Origin of the sequence: Steroidobacter gossypii (genome assembly GCF_016801985.1) — a bacterium.
GTDB lineage: Bacteria > Pseudomonadota > Gammaproteobacteria > Steroidobacterales > Steroidobacteraceae > Steroidobacter > Steroidobacter gossypii.
Window position 1 is genome coordinate 203,482 of the sequence record NZ_JAEVLS010000004.1, and the last position, 17,859, is coordinate 221,340.

13 protein-coding genes are annotated in these 17,859 nt (G+C 61.5%); 2 read left to right on the plus strand and 11 right to left on the minus strand.

What is annotated here, in order from left to right; genetic code table 11:
• Positions 1-3: 3 nt before the first annotated feature.
• The 8 genes from JM946_RS18080 to JM946_RS18115 form a co-directional block, all read right to left on the minus strand.
• Positions 4-1,548, minus strand: a complete 1,545-nt coding sequence (locus JM946_RS18080) for a tryptophan halogenase family protein (RefSeq protein ID WP_203168754.1) — start codon at positions 1,546-1,548, stop codon at positions 4-6.
• Positions 1,549-1,634: 86 nt separating this feature from the next.
• On the minus strand, positions 1,635-4,481 hold the full coding sequence (locus tag JM946_RS18085; RefSeq protein WP_218042962.1) for a TonB-dependent receptor: 2,847 nt from the start codon (positions 4,479-4,481) through the stop codon (positions 1,635-1,637).
• 533 nt (positions 4,482-5,014) lie between these two features.
• A complete protein-coding gene (locus JM946_RS18090) occupies positions 5,015-5,389 on the minus strand; it encodes a c-type cytochrome (RefSeq protein ID WP_203168756.1) in 375 nt (124 codons plus the stop codon).
• 12 nt (positions 5,390-5,401) lie between these two features.
• Positions 5,402-7,171 (minus strand): GMC family oxidoreductase, encoded by a 1,770-nt coding sequence (locus JM946_RS30515; protein WP_203168757.1) that lies wholly within the window; start codon positions 7,169-7,171, stop codon positions 5,402-5,404.
• A 50-nt stretch (positions 7,172-7,221) separates the two neighbouring features.
• The gene (locus JM946_RS18100) at positions 7,222-7,971 is read right to left on the minus strand and encodes a gluconate 2-dehydrogenase subunit 3 family protein (RefSeq protein WP_203168758.1); all 750 of its coding nucleotides are present in this window, start codon (positions 7,969-7,971) and stop codon (positions 7,222-7,224) included.
• 23 nt (positions 7,972-7,994) lie between these two features.
• Entirely contained in the window at positions 7,995-9,326 is a 1,332-nt protein-coding gene (locus JM946_RS18105; RefSeq protein ID WP_203168759.1) for an MFS transporter, read from the minus strand.
• Complete coding sequence (locus JM946_RS18110; RefSeq protein WP_203168760.1) at positions 9,313-10,704, minus strand: amidohydrolase family protein; 1,392 nt, start codon at positions 10,702-10,704, stop codon at positions 9,313-9,315. The genes JM946_RS18105 and JM946_RS18110 overlap by 14 nt, the downstream gene beginning before the upstream one ends.
• A 156-nt stretch (positions 10,705-10,860) precedes the next feature.
• Positions 10,861-11,580 (minus strand): GntR family transcriptional regulator, encoded by a 720-nt coding sequence (locus tag JM946_RS18115; protein WP_203168761.1) that lies wholly within the window; start codon positions 11,578-11,580, stop codon positions 10,861-10,863.
• A gap of 136 nt (positions 11,581-11,716) precedes the next feature.
• On the opposite strand from JM946_RS18115, the gene JM946_RS18120 reads away from it, so the two are divergent.
• Together JM946_RS18120 and JM946_RS18125 are read left to right on the plus strand one after the other, a co-directional pair.
• Positions 11,717-12,946 carry an iron-containing alcohol dehydrogenase gene (locus JM946_RS18120; protein WP_203168762.1) on the plus strand — a complete coding sequence of 410 codons (1,230 nt, stop codon included), beginning with the start codon at positions 11,717-11,719 and terminating at the stop codon, positions 12,944-12,946.
• Between the two features lie 13 nt (positions 12,947-12,959).
• Positions 12,960-14,444: an NAD-dependent succinate-semialdehyde dehydrogenase gene (locus JM946_RS18125; RefSeq protein WP_203168763.1), complete on the plus strand. Its 1,485-nt coding sequence runs from the start codon at positions 12,960-12,962 to the stop codon at positions 14,442-14,444.
• 41 nt (positions 14,445-14,485) lie between these two features.
• Here JM946_RS18125 and JM946_RS18130 read toward each other — a convergent pair whose 3' ends face one another.
• From JM946_RS18130 to JM946_RS18140, 3 genes are all read right to left on the minus strand, one after another.
• Positions 14,486-15,268: an enoyl-CoA hydratase gene (locus JM946_RS18130; RefSeq protein WP_203168764.1), complete on the minus strand. Its 783-nt coding sequence runs from the start codon at positions 15,266-15,268 to the stop codon at positions 14,486-14,488.
• On the minus strand, positions 15,265-16,404 hold the full coding sequence (locus JM946_RS18135) for a CaiB/BaiF CoA transferase family protein (RefSeq protein ID WP_407700579.1): 1,140 nt from the start codon (positions 16,402-16,404) through the stop codon (positions 15,265-15,267). Before JM946_RS18135 ends, JM946_RS18130 begins: the two co-directional genes overlap by 4 nt.
• A 101-nt stretch (positions 16,405-16,505) precedes the next feature.
• Complete coding sequence (locus tag JM946_RS18140) at positions 16,506-17,831, minus strand: MFS transporter (RefSeq protein ID WP_230979820.1); 1,326 nt, start codon at positions 17,829-17,831, stop codon at positions 16,506-16,508.
• Positions 17,832-17,859 lie beyond the last annotated feature (28 nt).

A 17,859-nucleotide genomic window follows, 5' to 3' on the forward strand; every position in this document is an offset into this window, starting at 1 on the left:
CTCCTACACCGGCTGCAGCCCGTGCTGGACGATCTTGCGAATCAGATCGCGGTGGCGAGGCAATCCCGCTCGCAGCTTTTCCGTGTGCGCAATGTTCTCGCGCATCGCTCGCTGCGCGTTGTTCGCGCTGCCTTCGACCATCTGCGGCTCGAGCTCGGTGCGAAAGCCCATGCCATACAGCACGTACTGATAGCTCGCCGCCGGGAACACCTCCTCGATGCGATCGAACTCGTCGTGATACCAGGGCGACTGATAGCGCCACAGCAACATCAGGTGCTGCAATCGTTCGGGGATGGTCTCCGGCAGTCGGTTGTCGCGCCAGAACGCGCTGTCGTCGCGCTGAGTGAGCGCGTAGTGCAGCTTGAGGAAATCGATGATCCTGCCCCAGCGATACTCGGTCGTGTTGTTGAAACGCGCGGCGATGACGTCCATCACCTCACGGCACACCGGCATCTGCTCGGCGACCAGCTTGGCCGACATCTCGATGAGCACGATGGCCGAGGATTCCAACGGCTCGAGAAAGCCCGCCGACAGGCCGATGGCGACACAGTTGCGCTTCCAGAAAATCTGCCGATGGCCGGTGCGTATCGGGATCTTGCGAACGGACAGATCCTTCGCCGCCGCTCCGATATACCCACGCAGCTCGCGTTCCGCATCGTCGACCGATATGTGACGACTGGAAAAGACATGACCCACGCCGCGGCGGGTGGGCAAGCCGATGTCCCAGATCCAGCCGGCCGACTGCGCCGTTGAGATGGTGTGTGTTGCGATCGGACTTGCTTCGGTTTCGTACGGCACCTGCACGGCGAGCGCGGTATCGCAGAACAGGACGTCGCTGCAATCCACGAAGGGCACGCCCAACGTTTCGCCGATGAGCAGCGCCTTGAAGCCGGTGCAATCCACGAACAAGTCGCCTTCGATCTCGCCAGCCTGCTCGGTCTCGAGACTGCGAATGTCGCCGCTGTCATTCAGATGAACACGCCGCACATCGGCGAGCACATGACGCACGCCGAGCTTTTCGCAGCAGTGCTGCTGCAGGAACGGCGCGAACTTTCCGGCGTCGAGGTGATAGGCGTAGTTGGCTACCGCCTCGTACTCGGCGGTGGCGATGGTCTTCGGCGCCAGGCCGTCGTCACAGATCTTGCCTTGCGGGCACACCGCATCACAGAAGCTGCTGCCATCGTTTCGCGCCAGCCAATGCGGCACCAGATTGATGTGCGAGAAGCTCTGCGGAAGCATCAGGGGATGGTAGTAACCATCGTTCGCCGCACCGGTGGTCCACCGGGCGAACCACGCGCCTTGTTTGAATGCGGCGTCACACTTGCGAAACAGCTCGGTCTCCGACACGCCGATGCGCGACAGCGTGGTTCGCAGCGTCGGCCACGTCCCCTCCCCCACGCCGATGATCGGCGTGTTGGGTGACTCCACCAAGGTCACGCTGAAGCTCGACGGAATCCGGCTGCGATGCCTGGCGGCGATGACACCCGCCGTCAACCATCCGGCGGTGCCACCACCGACGATCACGATTCTTCTGACTGCATGCACCATGGTCTGTCAATCAACCGTCGCGCGATGTCGATGTAAAAAACGGGGAGGCGACTACGGAGGGGGTGTCGAGGCCTCCCCTATCAACGCTACATCCGGAAGCGCGCTCCCAGCGCATATCGTCGTCCATAGGCGAACACGTCGAGCAATTGATTGTCGAAGCGGCCGTGCGTACTCATCGTATCGTTGGTGACGTTCAACGCTTCGAAGTACACGTTCAGATAGTCGGTGAGCTGGTAGCTGGTGCTCACGTCGATCTGCAGGCTCGAATTGACGAACGTGGGCTCGGCGCCGAACTGGGAGTTGTTCTGGTTCTGGCCGAACTGCAGCAGATATTCGTCGCGCCAGTTGGCGGCGACGCGCAGTTCGAAGCCGTTCTTGTCGTAGAAACCGACGAAATTGGCCGAGTCCGCCAGGCCGGTGACCGCGAAGCCGCTTTGCGAAATATCGTAGCGATCGTACGGCTTGTCGGTATCGACCAGCGTGACGTTGCCGTTGAAGCCGAAGCCGGTGTCGCCGAACACGTGCTGCCACGCGAGCTCGAACCCATCCACCGTCGCGTCCGGTCCATTGACCCGTTGCGAAACCGTGTACACGGCGGGCTCGCCGGTGGTCGGGTCGATCACGTCGTTGATCGTCTGCCGCTGCGTACCCTGCACGATGAAGTTGGTCACATCCTTGATGAAGTAGTTCAACGACGCATAGGAGTTCTGCTGGTAGTACCACTCCACGGCGAAGTCGAAGTTATCCGACAGGTACGGCTTCAACGCCGGATTGCCGCCTTCCGCGGTGAGTGCCCCGACGCGTGGCAGCGAGCCTACGTTCAAGACCGGCGTCAGGAAGTTGATATTCGGCCGGGTCAGCGTACGCGACGCGCCGAAACGCGCGTGAACGTCCGGCGTGATCTCCAGCTTCATATCCAGGCTAGGCAGCAGATAGGAATATCTGCTCTTGGTCGAGATCGGCTGAGTGTCCGAGAAGGTCGTCGACAGCAGGGTCGGATCCGCCGGATTCTGCGTCAGGAGGATGGGCAGTCGGCCGAGGCCCGCGGATTCGACGTGAGTACGCTCGTTACGCACGCCGGCGCTGAAATGGAATGGCCTGCCCGCCACATCGACCTGGAACGAGGCGCGCACGAATGCCGCCCAGGTCTTCTCCTCGATGTTCTGGACAGTGCCGGGATCGAGCGCGAGATCGAGCGATCCGGTGTAGTCACAGCAGTCGTAGTTGAAGCCGGGAATGTTCTGCGTCTGTGGATTGCCCAGTCCTTGCAGATAGGCGTACAACGCACGCGGGTTGTACACGAGCAGTTGCGGCGGCAAGGCGCCGGCGCCCGAGAATCCAGGAATGAATCCCGATGTCCCGATGGTGCCGCGATAAAGGTTGGTAGGCACAACGACGCCCGAAGTGCGACCCGAAGGCGCGCCGTAACCCGACCACGCCTGCCAGAAATTGTTGGCGAACGTGTTGCGATCGGCGAGCTCGAAAGTGTCGTCGAGATAGGACGTTCCCGCATCCAGACGCAGGCCGTCCTGCTTCCAGGTGGCGGTGATGCGCGCCTGCTTGATCGTATCGGTATTTTCTTCGGAGGTGCGCACCAGCACGTGAGAACCGATGATGGATGGGTCCAGATAGCGGGATGGGTCGCCGTTGGGACCGTAAGTCGTCAATTGCGGCAACGTATCGCTGCTATCGCCCAGCACACGCACACCCAGCGCGGTGCCCAGCGCGCCGCCGTAACCGATATCCGCGCCGTCGCTGCCCTGGCCGTCGGGGTTCTGTTCGCTCTTGGCGTAGGAGGCGTCGATGTCGAGACTGAAGTTCTCCGACACGTCGATCTTGAGATTGATGCCGGTCTGATTGGTCTCGCGAAACTGCTCCGCGATGCTGGCATTCAAATCCATCGGCGTGCCCGACTGGATGAAATCGATCACCGTGCCGTTGCTGTCGAACTGCACGTTGCGCAGGTCGTCGCGGTTGAACCACAGCGCGAAGCCGTAAGTCTCGGTCACGATCTTCTGCCGCGAATAGTTGTCGTCGATCGTGAGCAGGACGTTATCCGAGGGTCGCCATTGGAACGCGATGCGACCGTCGATGCGCTCGTCGCTCACCTGTGACTGCTCGGCGCCGTACTGTTGCTGCCACCAACCCACGACTGTTTTGTTGGCATCGTCCAACTGGTCCCCGGTGCAGCTCGGCGTCAACTGACAAGGCGCGAAGCGGCCGCCCTCCCAACCCGAAACGAACACCCGGTTGGTGTCGGTGCTTCGGTCCGTGTAGATGGCGTCGACCAGAAAGCCGAGCGTGTCGTCGGCAAACGTATTGCTGAACAACGCGCCCACCGTAGGCTTCACGTCGCCGGCTTCGTCCTGCATCGATCCCGACGCGCTGGTCACGAAGCGCGGACCGGGTTGATCGAAGGGTTTGGGGAACAACACGTTCACGGTCGCGCCGATCGAGCTGGACGACAACGTGACATCCGGCGTCTTCATCACGCTCAGCGCACCGACGAAGTCCGCGCCCACGGTGCTGAAATCGACCGAACGCTGACCCGAGGCCGTTGAAATGCGCCGTCCGTCGTAGAGCGTCTCGTTGAAGTCGCCGCCGAAGCCGCGCACCGTGATGCCAGTCGGCTCGCCGCGCGTGCCAGCACGTTGGATCGAGACACCTGGCACTCGCTGCAATGACGCGGCGACGTTCGAATCCGGAAATTTGCCGATGTCTTCGGATGAAATCACATCGACGACGCCGGTCGCCTCGCGCTTCATATCCAGATTGCGCTGCAGCGATTCCCTGATACCGGTAACAACCACTTCCTCGAGACTGCTGCCATCGCCGGATGAAGCGGAGCCCTCTTGGGCTTCGACCGGCATGGAGCTTGCTAGCGCTACCAAAATTGCGCCATGCAGGGCGCGATTTCTGATCACCGACTGCATCGATCTTCCCCCTTTTGGATTTGCCGCCCTTTTGTGTGGGCGTGCTTGCGGCGTACTTAAGCACCGCGAGTCGAGCGCGTCAATACTCGTACAATTGTTTTTTATCAAAAACGTGACGATCGATCAGAAACATCCAAGCATGCGCACGTGTTTGCAAACAATCGATAGAAAACAATCGAGAGTTAGAAAACATCGTTCATGAAAAGAAACATCGAACCGAATTCTTCGTTCGATGTTTGCAAGCGAACGCGCCGTGATGACGCAAATAAAACATTTGCGAATTCGTCCGGCCGCCGGTCTTGGGGGGCCGTCAAGGACGAAACAACAGGATGAGCTGCCGAACTGCCAGCGAGTCCGCAGATAAAAGAAACATTGCGACTCGCCGCGAGCGCAGGAACCATCCCGCTCACTCGAGGCGAGATTCCAATCTCACATTGGGTCACGCGCCTGGACGATACACGGCGCCACTAATGGAAGCTAGATCACCAATGACATGACACCGGTCCCAATGTGCACTCCCTCCAAAAAAAATTTCACTCCTGTGTCTGCTGCTTGAGATATGCAATCAAGTTATCCAGGTCATCGTCGCTGCTTATGCCCGGGAACGCCATCTTCGTTCCCGGCAAGGTTCGATCCGGCGCCTTCAGATACTTCTGCAGCGTGGCCTCATCCCAGGTGAAACCCGACCTGCGCATCGCCGATGAGTAGCGATAGCCCGGATAAGTTCCGGCGGCGCGTCCGACGACGCCGTTCAGCACCGGTCCGACGCTGTTCTGCGCGTCCGCTCCGACGGTGTGACAAGCCGAACACTGAGCGAATACTTTGGCGCCCGCTTCGGCGTCGCCATCGGCGTGAGCGGAGCCAACGAATGCCAGCGCGCACAGGCTGGCGATTGCAACTTTCTTCACCTTGATCCTCTCTCAAACGGTCACGAGGCGCTCCGGCCGCTTCAGGTACTGGTCCTTGAGCGTATCTGCCAATCGGTACGCCAATGCACCGACGGGCCCGGTCGGATTGCGCCCCGCATTCTGCGGAAACACGCTGGATCCCACCACGAAGACATTGGAAACATCCCAGCACTGCAGATACTTGTTCACCGCGCTGGTGCGGGGATCGTCGCCGAACACCGTGCCGCCGGTGTTGTGCGTGGTCTGATACGGCACGATGGAATAACGTCCTCGCTCGCGCCGGCTCAGCACCTGCTCTGCTCCCATCTCCTTGGCGATGCTCGCGCAGATGCCGCGCGCGTACTCCATCTGCCTGAACTCGTTCTCCTGCCAATCGAAGGTCAGTCGCAGCATGGGGCGGCCAAATGAATCGGTATAGGTAGGATCGAGATCCAGATAGTTCTGGCGATACGACATCACCGAACCCTGATTGCCCACCGCCGTCATGCGGTGATACGTCTCGACCACCGCTTTCTTCCAACCCGCCCCCCAACGCGGCGAGCCGGGAGGCACGGGATGGCGGGCGATGGGTGCGCCGCTATTGCTGCCGCTGCTGATCCCTCCGCCACCGATGAATCCAACCTTGGCGAAATCCGGATTGTCGCTGTTGAAGTCGTCGATCCAGGTGCCCAAAGCGCCCGATCCCATGAACGGGTTGAAGTACGTGCCCTTGGGAAACAGCGCGCCCACGCCCCCCATGGACTGATACGAGTAGTTGCGTCCGACGACGCCGGTGTTGCGCTTGAAGTCGTACGGTTTGCCGATCTTCGAATGCAACATCAGGTGCACGTTGCCGAATACGTAGGCGGCGAGGATCACCAGGTCCGCGGGTTGCTCGAATTCACGGCCGCCCGCATCGAGATAAGTGACGCTCACGGCGCGTTTGCGCCGCGAGTCGAGATTCACTTTCATCACATAGGCGTTGGTCCGCGCTTCGAAATTCGGATTCTTGTAAGCGAGCGGTATGACCGTGAAGTGGGGACTGGCCTTCGCGTTGGCCTCGCAGCCGTAAGCGGTACACATGCCGCAGTAGTGACATTGCCCCAGCGCCACGCCGTCCGGGTTGGTGTAGGGACGCGAAGCGTTGGACGCCGGCACCGGAAACGGGTGATAGCCCAGATTGCGCGCCGCCTTCTCGAACAGCACCATGTTGTGAGACTGCGTGAGCGGCGGATTCGGAAACTCGCTGGCGCGCGGCGCCTCGAAGATATTGCCGCCTTCGATCTTCTTGCCTTGCAGGTTGCCGGCCTTGCCGGAGGTGCCGCAGACCTTCTCGAACTTGTCGTAGTAGGGCTCGAGCTCGTGGTAGTCGACGGGAAAGTCCTGCAAGTTCATATCCGCCGGGATGATGCTCTTGCCGTACTTCGCCACGGTGCCGGAGTACATCTTGTGCTCCCACTCCGTCCACCGCCAGTGCAGCCCGGACCAATGCGTGCCGGCGCCGCCGACGCCCTCCCCCGGCAGGAACGAGCCGAGCTGACGCATCGGCAACGCTCGTTGAGATGGATCGTTACGAAACGTCAGCGTCTCCTTGCGCAGATTCTGGATCAGCTCATGACGACGCGAGTAACGCAGCTCGTCGTGAACCTGCGGCGCCATGAAATCCGGGTTGGTGGCGCGCGGTCCGCCGCGCTCGAACGCAACGATCTTCAAGCCAGTGGACGCCAGCTCCTTGGCGAGAATGCCGCCGGCCCAGCCCAGGCCGACGATAGCGATATCGACAGGTTTCAACTTGGTGGCCACTCGACCTCCGCAATCAGTGTGGCGAACCGCTCCCGGGTCCGGGCGACGCTTTACAGCAGGTCCTGGATGCTCATGGGCTCGGTCATGTATTTCTTGTTGCGCCAGGCTTCGATCTTGTCCGCATACATGGCGCCAATGCCCGGGAAGCCGATCATCTTCCAGGACGCCTTGCCCTTGTTGCCGCCGTAGAGCGGATCGGCGAAGAAACCCTGCATGGTGAGGTCGTACAGCAGATTGAAAAAGATGGCGGTCGGCACCGTGGGCAACTCGATCTGCCCCGTCTCCAGTTGCGTCATCACAGCGATGCGATCCTCGTTGGTGAGCGCGTCGAAGGGCCGCTTGTACTTCGCCCGCAGGTACGCGTTCACATCCAGAATGCCATTGCGAAACAGCTCGCTGGGCGTCATGCGCAATTGATAGCCCTGCTCCGGCGTGCCTTCCATGAACGGCCCCTGCAGATACATGCGATCGCCGCGGCCGTAGCCCGAGTTCAATTGTCGATCGATGAACACCGCCACGCCCAACTCCAGAGCGCCGGGCCCAACGTCGTCGGCCGGAATCAGCGTATCGACCGCCGCTTCGACGAACGCCGCTTCGTCGCCGTTGAGAAATTCATAGACGGGAACCTGCTCGTCGACAGGAACTGCGGGCGCATGCGTCGCATGATGTCCTGCCACAGCGGAATCTTCTGCGGCCGCGCTGCCGAGTGGCAGCACGCCGGAGGCAGCGCCGGCTCCGAAGAGCTTGAGCCATGCGCGCCGATTCACGATCTTCGGCTCCGCATCGTTTTCTTTACTCATGATTCCCCCAAGTCGCCGCCCCGCTATGAAGCAGTGGCAGCATCCTCATACACGCGCTTCGACGCATCGATTCGCGTGAACAGTATTGCAGCCACCAACGAGTAGCCCGCGAGCACGAAGAACGCAGTCGTCCAGCCGCTCGCCGTGACGATATAGCCCGTCATCGCCGCAGCGAGCGCCGCGCCGATGTTTCCGAAGGTGTTCATGACTGCCGACACGGAGCCCGCATAAACTCCACCGATGTCGAGGGTCACGGCCCATGAAACGCCGACGGTCAGTTCAATGCCGAACACCGCCAGCGCGAACCAGCCCACGCTGACGAGCGGATCGTTCGCGAGACAGGCGAGCGGAATGGTGATGGCGGCGATCAGAAATCCTGGAATGGCCACCACGCGGCGCGCCAGCTTGAGATTGCCGGTACGCTTCAGCGCCAGATCCGAAAACCAGCCGCCGCAGATATCGCCCGCGACGCCGGCGAGCAACGGCAAGCTGGCATAGATGCCCATCTGCTGGAGGTCGAACTCTCGCTCGGCATGCAGATATTTCGGGAACCAGGTCAGAAAGATGCCGATGTCGTAGCCGTAACAGAAATACATCGCCGACAGCAGCCACATCTGCGGACTGCGCAGAATGCTTCGCCACGGAACGATCTTGGAGCGATTCGCCGTGTTGCCCAATGCGTTGGCGATCAACTCCCGCTCGGCGCTGTTGACCATCCGATGTTCGTTGGGAGAGTCGCGGTAGAACCAGTACCACACCGCTGCCCACACGATGCCAAGCACTGCAAAGATGTAGAACGGCGCGCGCCATCCGTAATGAGCGATGATGAACACCACCACGATCGGCGTGAGCGCTCCGCCCAGCCTCGAGCCTGCATGCGTGATGCCTTGTGCGAAGCCTCGCTCGGACGGCAGCATCCAACGCGACAGCGAGCGGGTTGCGATAGGAAACGCGCCCGCTTCTCCCATGCCAAACAAGAAGCGACAGACGATCATCGACGTCGCCGACCACGTCATCGCAGTGGCCGCGGTAAACGCCGACCACCACGTCACAATGGCTGGCAGTGCGCGGCGCGGCCCGAAGCGATCCCCAAGCCAACCGCCCGGAATCTGAAACAGCGCGTACGACAGCTGGTACGCGCCCAGGATCCATCCCATGGTGACAATGGAGAAGCCGAACTCTTCCTGAATCGAAGGCACCGCCGCCGAGATCACCACTCGATCGATGTACGTGATCATGTAGGCGACCACGGTGAGCCACAGCACCGCGTGGCGAACGCGCGTCGGCGCAACCACTCCGGCGTGATCGAGCGCCGGAGCCGCCGACTTCACAGCAACTGCATCACCGTTCGCCATGTGCGCCGCCCTCGGATCCGCCCTTGCATTCGTTCGCGGCGCGACCGGTGCACAGCGACCAGATGGTCGGCACGGCCTTGCCTGCTACGTAAACCGAGTGAATGGTTCGCGTATTGCGAATGTCACGAGTCGGATCGGCGTCGAGCACGACGAGATCGGCGCTCTTGCCCGGCTCGATCGTTCCCAGATCTTTGGCGCCGATCAGTCGAGCGTTGACGCCGGTGGCGGCGGTGAGCGCCTGCAACGGCGTCAGCCCCGCCTGCACCATCAGTTGCAGTTCCCAGTGGAGGAAATAGCCGGCGAAGCGTCCGGAGGGTCCGCTATCGGTGCCCACGCCGTAACGCACACCCGCTTCGATTTCGCGGCGAGTATTTTTCAACGCCGTCTCGAGCACGCCCGGGTACTCACTGAAATGCTTGCCCGCTGCGAGCTGCTGCTGACGTTCGGTGCTTGCGAGCGTCGCCAGCGCGGCCGGCGTGATCGAGCGACTGAAGAAGGGATCGTCGAGGAACGGCAACTTCGTATAGGTGAACGAAGCTTCGCGGCTCAAGGTCGCAGCCACTTGCGCCACGTCGCGACGTTTCATGTCATTCAGCAACTGCTGATCGACCGGCCGATCGCGTACGCTGTGCGCGAAGCCATCGATGCCTTGCGAGGCCAGCGTCTTCGCGTTGTCCAGGTAGAAGATGTGCGCGATCGCGCGCAGTCCGTGTTTGTGCGTCTGATCGATGATGGCCTTGCTGATCTCCGCCGGCATGCGCGAGGGCAGATCGCCGAACTCGTCATCGACCCACAATTTGATGAAGTCGACGCCTTTGGCGACCTGCTCATCCACCGCCTGGCGTGCTTCGGCTTCGTTCGCCACCGGACGGTTGAGTCCGGCAACGCCGCCGTAAGAACCTTTGAACACCAGCCCTTGGCCCGAGGTGAACACTCTGGCCATCTCGGGCTGCGCTTTGCGCTGATCGGCGCGAATGCTGAAGATCACATCCGTATCGGTGCCCAGCACTTGCACCGCCGTGACGCCATACGCTGCGTAGATACGCAACTGCTGTTGCACCGACTCGCGAGAATAAAACCTGATGTCCTGAGCGAGATCGTTGACCAGCCCGAGATGCACATGACTGTCGATGAGTCCGGGCATCACGAACTTCCCGGATAAATCCAGCACCGTCGCGCCGGCGGGAAGTTTCAAACTGGAACGTGGCCCGACCCACGCGATCCGGACGTCATCGACGATGAGTGCCGAGGCTGATGCCGGCGTCCGGCCGGTGCCATCTATAAGAGTGAAATTCGTGAGCACCGTGGCGGCCGCATGCGCCACCGACAGCGCCGCCAAACCCAGCCACGTGGCGACGATACGGACTGCTAGCTGCACTCATCCCCCTATGGCGCCAGGCTTGTGTCCGCCCGACGGCCTATATCCTATATCATATCGCCATCATCGCGGCCTGGAGGTCGGATTGTCAATGATATCGGTAACAAATCTTGGCGGGCGGCGCCAGGTGGCGTGAGGCGGAGGCAGTCGTCGGGGCTAGTCGCGCGTGAATTTCACCAGGCGCTGATAGGACTTTTCGAGATGAGCGCGCATCGCCGCGGCCGCTTTGTCGGGATCGCGCTGTTGCAGGGCCTTGGTGACCAGCGTGTGTTCAGTGACCGCTTCATTGGTCACTTCGCGATGGAATCGCAGGCGGAAGATGTGCAAATGGATGTGCAGGCGCCTAAGCGACTCCACGATCAGATCGTTACCGCTGCCGCGTGCGATTTGCTCGTGAAACTCGGCGTCTTGGTCGGCGAAACGGTCGTACAGCGCACGCGACTCCGCCGCCTTGTCGGGATTCATTTCCAAAGCCAGTCCGCACAGATCGACCAGTGCTTTATCGGTCATTCGCTCGGCCGCGCAGCGTGCGGCGTAGGGCTCGATGAGCATGCGAATTTCGAACAGCTCTTCGAACTGTTTGCGATTCAGCGTCGGCGCCGTGCAATAGCCGATGAAGCGCTGTTTGGTGACCAGCCCGTTCGCCTCGAGCATGCTGAGCGCTTCACGAATCGGCGTCTGCGAGATCCCGAACTCCCGCGCCATGCTGTCCACCGAGATGCGCGTGTTCGGCGGGATCTTCAGCGACATGATGTCTTCGCGGATCCGCGCGTATGCATCCTCCACGAAGCCGGACGTCCGCTTGATCTGGCGAGAACTCTCCGTGGAAGGCGCGGCCACCGGTGTCACTGGCGGGCTCTTGGGGTCGATGCTCATAGGAATGTCGGGTCGGTCGTTGGTGCTCGACGTTGAGGGCCCCTATTGTCGTCCAGCCTCCGTGGCAATTCTATCATATATGATATAGGATCGTCGCAACGAAGTCGGCCGTCGCCGGCTCTGCAGAGAGACATCAATGAGCCTATTCGGCGCCATGCGGCTGCCTCGCTCCGTGCTGTTCGGGTCCGGTCAACGCCAGGCGCTGGCGGGAGTGGCCGAGCAATTCGGCCATCGCGTGCTGATCTGCACCGATCCGAGGCTCGGGTCGGATCAAGAGATCCAAGCACTGATCGGAAATCTGGGGCGACGAGGGCTGAGCGCTCTTCTTTATGACCAGACGCAGCCCGACCTGCCGATCGACTCCATCATGGACTGCGTGCGGGCGGCGGCGAGTTTCACACCGGACGTCGTCATCGGCATCGGCGGTGGCAGCTGCATGGACATGGCCAAGGCCGCTGCAGTGTTGCTCACTCATGGCGGCGAGCCTTCCTCCTACTATGGAGAATACAAGGTGCCAGGCCCGGTCATCCCGGTGATCGCCGTGCCGACGACCTCGGGCACCGGCTCTGAGGTCACACCGGTTGCGGTCGTGGCCGACACTGCAAAAGGGATGAAGATCGGCATCGCCAGCCCCCACATCATTCCTCAAGTCGCGGTATGCGATCCCGAGCTGACATTGAGCTGCCCTCCTCGACTCACCGCGTGCTCGGGCGGCGACGCGCTCACTCACGCGATCGAATCCTTCACCGCGCTGGCACGCACGCCGAGCGCCGATCTGACATTGCAGCACGTGTTCATCGGCAAGAACGCGCTCTCGGATCATTTCGCGCTGCTCGCGATCTCTTCGATCTGGAACAGCCTCTATCCTGCCTATATCAACGGCAACGATCTGCAGGCGCGCGAGAATCTCATGATGGGCTCGCTGGCGGCCGGTTGCGCCTTTGGAACGGCGGGAACCGCGGCCGCTCATGCCATCCAGTATCCCGTTGGAAACGCCACGCATACGGCGCACGGAGACGGCGTCGCTTCCTTGCTGCCTTATGTGATGGAGTTCAACCGGCCCGCTTGTGTCGATAACTTCGCGCAGATCGCGCGGATGCTACGCCTGGGAGATGGCAACAGCAGTAACGATGATCTGTCGCGGATCCTCATCGATGAGGTAGCGGGACTGCTCGGCTCGGTTGGCATCCCACGCACATTGAAAGATCTCGGGTTGGCCGCGGACCAGCAGCAATGGACCGCCGAAAGCGCCATCTCGATCCAGCGCCTGGTCAAGAACAATCCGCGACCGCTGGACCTGCGGGCGATGCAGGCCATCACTGCCGCCGCTTATTCCGGCGACCGGGCCGCACTTCGCAACGCCTGACCTGAACCGAGTTATGAAGAGTTCCAACAACTATCTGCTACCAGCTTGTTCTGCAAACCCGGTGCGCGAGATCCCCACTGATCTTTTGATCGGCGAGCAATGGCGCGCAGGCGCCGAAGGCCGGCGCATCGATGTGATCAATCCCTCCACTGGAGAGCTTCTCACCTCGGTCGCGGATGCGACGATCAAGGATGGGATTCAGGCTATCGACGCCGCCGCCCAGGCTGCCACCGGATGGGCAGCGACGCCGCCCAGAAAGCGGGCCGAACTGCTGCGCACGTGCTTCGAGCGAATGGTTGCCCACAGCGAATGGCTGGCGCAGTTGATATCGCTGGAGAATGGCAAGGCGCTGGCGGATGCCAAGAGCGAAGTGCTGTATGCTGCCGAGTTCTTCCGATGGTATGCGGAGGAAGCGGTCCGACTGGAAGGCGAAGTCAGCGTATCGCCGAGCGGCGCCAACCGCATCGTCGTGATGTACCAACCGATCGGCATAGCGCTGCTGATCACGCCGTGGAATTTCCCGGCCGCGATGGCTACACGCAAGATCGCTCCCGCGCTCGCCGCGGGCTGCACCTGCATTCTCAAACCCGCCGAAGAAACACCGCTGACCGCATACGCCGTTGCACAGATCATGCTGGAAGCCGGCATTCCTCCAGGCGTTGTGAATGTCATCACGACCTCGGATCCCGCGGCCGTCGTCAAGGCCATGCTGCACGAGGGCAGGATACGAAAGCTCTCTTTCACAGGGTCGACCGAAGTGGGTCGACTGCTGCTTCGTGAAGCCGCGGATACCGTCGTCAACTCCTCCATGGAGCTCGGCGGCAACGCGCCGTTCCTGGTGTTCGAGGATGCCAACATCGAAGAGGCGATCGCCGGCGCCATGATCGCAAAGATGCGCAACGGCGGCGAAGCCTGTACCGCAGCGAATCGTTTCTATATTCAACGCGGCGTGTACGAGCAGTTCACAAAACAACTGGTCGCGCGAATGGGCGCCGTGAAGCTTGGTGAGGGCTGCTCGCCCGAGACGGGCTGCGGAGCGCTCATCAACCGTGCAGCGGTCGAGAAGATCGAATTGCTCGTGGCCGATGCCGTAAAGCGAGGCGCGCGTGTGCTGTTGGGTGGCTCCGCGCCGACGCGGCCGGGCTTCTTCTATCCGCCAACCGTGCTGGCCGATGTCCCGGCAGGTGCGGAGATACTCAAACAGGAAATCTTCGGCCCGGTCGCCGCCCTCGTCCCCTTCGACTCCATCGATGAGGCGGTCCAGCTTGCGAACGACACCGAGTACGGACTGGTCTCCTACATCTACACAGGAGATCTCAAAACCGGCTTGCGCATTTCGGAGCGGCTCGAAAGTGGCATGATCGCGCTCAATCGCGGGCTGGTCTCGGATGCCGCGGCGCCGTTCGGCGGCGTGAAACAGAGCGGCCTGGGACGAGAAGGATCACATCACGGCATCCGCGAGTTCACCGAAGCGAAGTACATCGCCGTCGAGTGGTGATGGATGGGCGGCCACGAGCGAGGCGCCGTGGCCGCCCTCGTTCAACTGCCCCTCCATTGCGGCACGGTTTTGTTTTTCGCCACGAAGTTGGCCACACCTCGCTTGAAGTCCTCGCTGCCGTAGACCTGTTCGATCAAGTCATCGACGTTCGGCAGATTTGCGTAGCTCAGCCGGCGCATCATCTCCTTGCTGGCGCGCGTCGTGAGCGGCGCATTGGCGGCCGCTCGTTGGCAAAGCTCATCCACTGCAGCGTCCATGGCCGCCGGCTCGACGACGCTGTAGAGCACGCCTTTGGTCATCATTTCCTGCGCGGAGACAACTTCTCCCAACAGCAGCATCCGCTTTGCCATGGTGACGCCGATCGCGCCAGCGATGCGAGCGCAGCTGCTTATGGACAAACAATTGGCGATGGTTCGGCCCAGTGGCGAGGCAAAGCGCGCGTCGGGCGTGGCGATGCGAAAATCCGCGGCGCTGAAAATATTCAGACCGCCGCCCACGGCCCAACCCTCGATGATCGCGATGGTGGTGACCGGCAATGCATCGACGGCGGCCATACATTCATCGATGTGTCGCTCGTACGCGATCCCGTCACGCCCGGAGGTAAAGCCGGCGAAGCCGCTGATATCCGTGCCGGAGATGAACGCCTTGCCGCCAACGCCCCGAAATGTCACGACACGCACGCTAGGATCCTGCGCGATCTGTCTGCAGACATCACGAAGGTCGCACCACATTTGATGCGTCAGCGCGTTGTGCGCCGACGGGTTGTCGAAGCGAATATGCGCGACGACGTCGCGCTTCTCATAGACCAGTCTGGCTTCACTCATGACGCGGTCCTTTTTGAGGAGGCCGGCAGCAGCCCTGCTTCGATCAGCTCGCGGCGAATCTCGTCGCCATGCTGATCCAGCAAGGGCGGCGCATGGCGCACCCGCTGCGGCGTGCCGCGCATTTTCACCGGGAAACCCAACGCGCGGAACGAGCCTTCCACAGGATGTGGAATGTTCATGACCATCTCTCGCGCAGCCACGTGGTCGCTCGCGAGCGCCTGCTCGTAATTGTAGATCGGGCCCGCTGGCACGCCGGCCGCCAGCAGCGCCTCGACCCACTCGTGCACCGTGCGCTCGGCCAGGGTGGGCCGCAGTTCTTCGATCAACTCGACTCGATGGCTGACGCGCGAAGCATTCGTGGCAAAGCGTGGATCCGCATTCAGCTCCGGTCGCTGCACCACTTCCAGGAAAGTCAGCCACAGCTTTTGATTTGCAGCGCCGATGACGAAATAGCCATCGGCGGCCCGCACGGCCTGATAAGGAGCGGACATACGATTGGCCGAGCCGATCGGTTGTGGAGACTTGCCGGTGCCCCACAACTCGGTGGTCTCCCACACCGACAAGCCGAGCGCAGCTTCCAGCAGGGAGGCGTCGATGAACTGACCGCGCCCGGATTTCTCCCGGCCCAGCAATGCGCTGAGAATGCCGTACGTAGCAAACAAACCAGCCCCCAGATCCGCGACCGGGATGCCGTTCTTGACCGGCTCTTCGCCGGGCAATCCCGTGGCGCTCAACGCTCCCGACATTGCTTGCGCGATCAGATCGAAACCCGGACGTTGCGCCCACGGACCGGTCTGACCGAACCCCGAAATGCTCGCATAGACCAGTCGTGGGTTGATGGCCGATAGCGTCTCGTAATCCATGCGGAGTCGCGCGGCGACGCCCGGGCGCGCGTTCTCGACCAACACGTCCGCGGTTTTCACCAGGGCGTAGAGCACATCGCGGTGCTCGGGATTCTTCAGATCGAGCGCGATGCTCCGTTTATTTCGATTCAGCGCGAGAAAGCCGGGGCTGTCCTCGCCTTTCAAACGGAAGCCCATGGAGTGACGGGTGGAATCGCCGACTTTCGGCGGCTCGATCTTGATTACATCTGCGCCCATGTCGCCCAACAACATGCAGCAGAAGGGGCCGGCCATGACCTGCGTGATATCCAGCACGCGGATCCCCGCCAGTGGCAGGTTGCTGTTGTCGTTCCGAGTCGGTGTCTCCACGGTCCCCTCTTCTGAAACTCTTTTCCTCATGCCGCCGATCGCGGCAGGCGCCCATCTTCGAGAGTCCGTGTCGGATCCACGAGCAACCAGGCAACGGCGCCGATCACAGCCAGCGCCGCGGCCACGAAGAAGGCGGATTTCCACCCGAGCTCGGCGGCGATCCAGGGCGTCAGCGAGGCGGTGATCGCACCTCCCACCTGACAGCCCATGTTCATTACGCCGGAAACGACGCCGGCGTGCTCACCCGCGAAGTCCGCGGTCACCGACCAGTATGCGCTCTGGGAAAGATAGATAGCGCCAGCGCCGCCGGCGAGCACCAGCGTCGCGACCGTAGCGCTGTTGGCAATCGAGCCGAACACCAGAAAAACGGCGGTCAGCAACAATGCGATCACCGGTAGCCCGCAGCGTCCGAGTCGCAATCCGTAACGCTTCACGATGGCGTCGTTGATGACGCCGCCAAGCAGACAACACACTGTCATGGCAATGAATGGCAGCATGCTGTACAGCGCGCTGGTCTTGAGATTCAGGCCGCGCACCTCGGCAAGATAAATAAAGAACCAGCTGAAGAAAATCCACACCACGTAGCCGAAGGTGAAATAGCTGATGGTGAGCGCCAACACATCGCGGTTCGAAAAGATTCGTCGCCAGGGAACGGGCGTGCGGGCCGCGGGTCTGGAGGTGTCAATGCCGGCGCGAATGTGCTCGAGTTCTGCGTCCGAGACCCGTGGATGCTGATCCGGCCGGTCGCGAGCGACGATGTACCAGATCAAGCCCACGATGCATCCCACGACGGCGCAGAACCAGAACGACGCGCGCCAGCCGTACGATTCGATGATGGCATTCAATATGGGAGGCGTGAGTCCGGCGCCGGCGCCCACGCCAGCGAAGATCCAACCGTTGGCTTTACCACGCTCCTGTACGGGAACCCAGCGAGCCACGATCTGATTGGCGGCGGGATACACGACGGATTCGCCGATGCCCAATCCCAATCGCACCAGGAACAGCATCGTCAGCCCATGACTTGCCGTGGGCGGAACGAGCGCGGTCAGCGCGGTGAACACGCCCCACCACAACACCCCCAAGCTGAGGATGTTTCTGGGCCCCAAACGCACCGCGAGCCACCCGGCCGGAATCTGAAATCCGGCATATCCCAGCAGAAAAGCGCTGAACACCCAGCCCAGTTGAATCTGGGTCAGAGCGTATTCCTGGGCTAACGCCACGCCCGCAATGGAAATGTTGGTGCGGTCGAGAAAGGCGACCGTGCTGAGCAGAAACAGCAGAAACACCAACAAGAAGCGGACCGGGACCACGCTGGGGCGAACCCCCTGCCGTACTCTTGTTGCCGTGGCCATCATATCGTATATGCTATCGGATATGAAA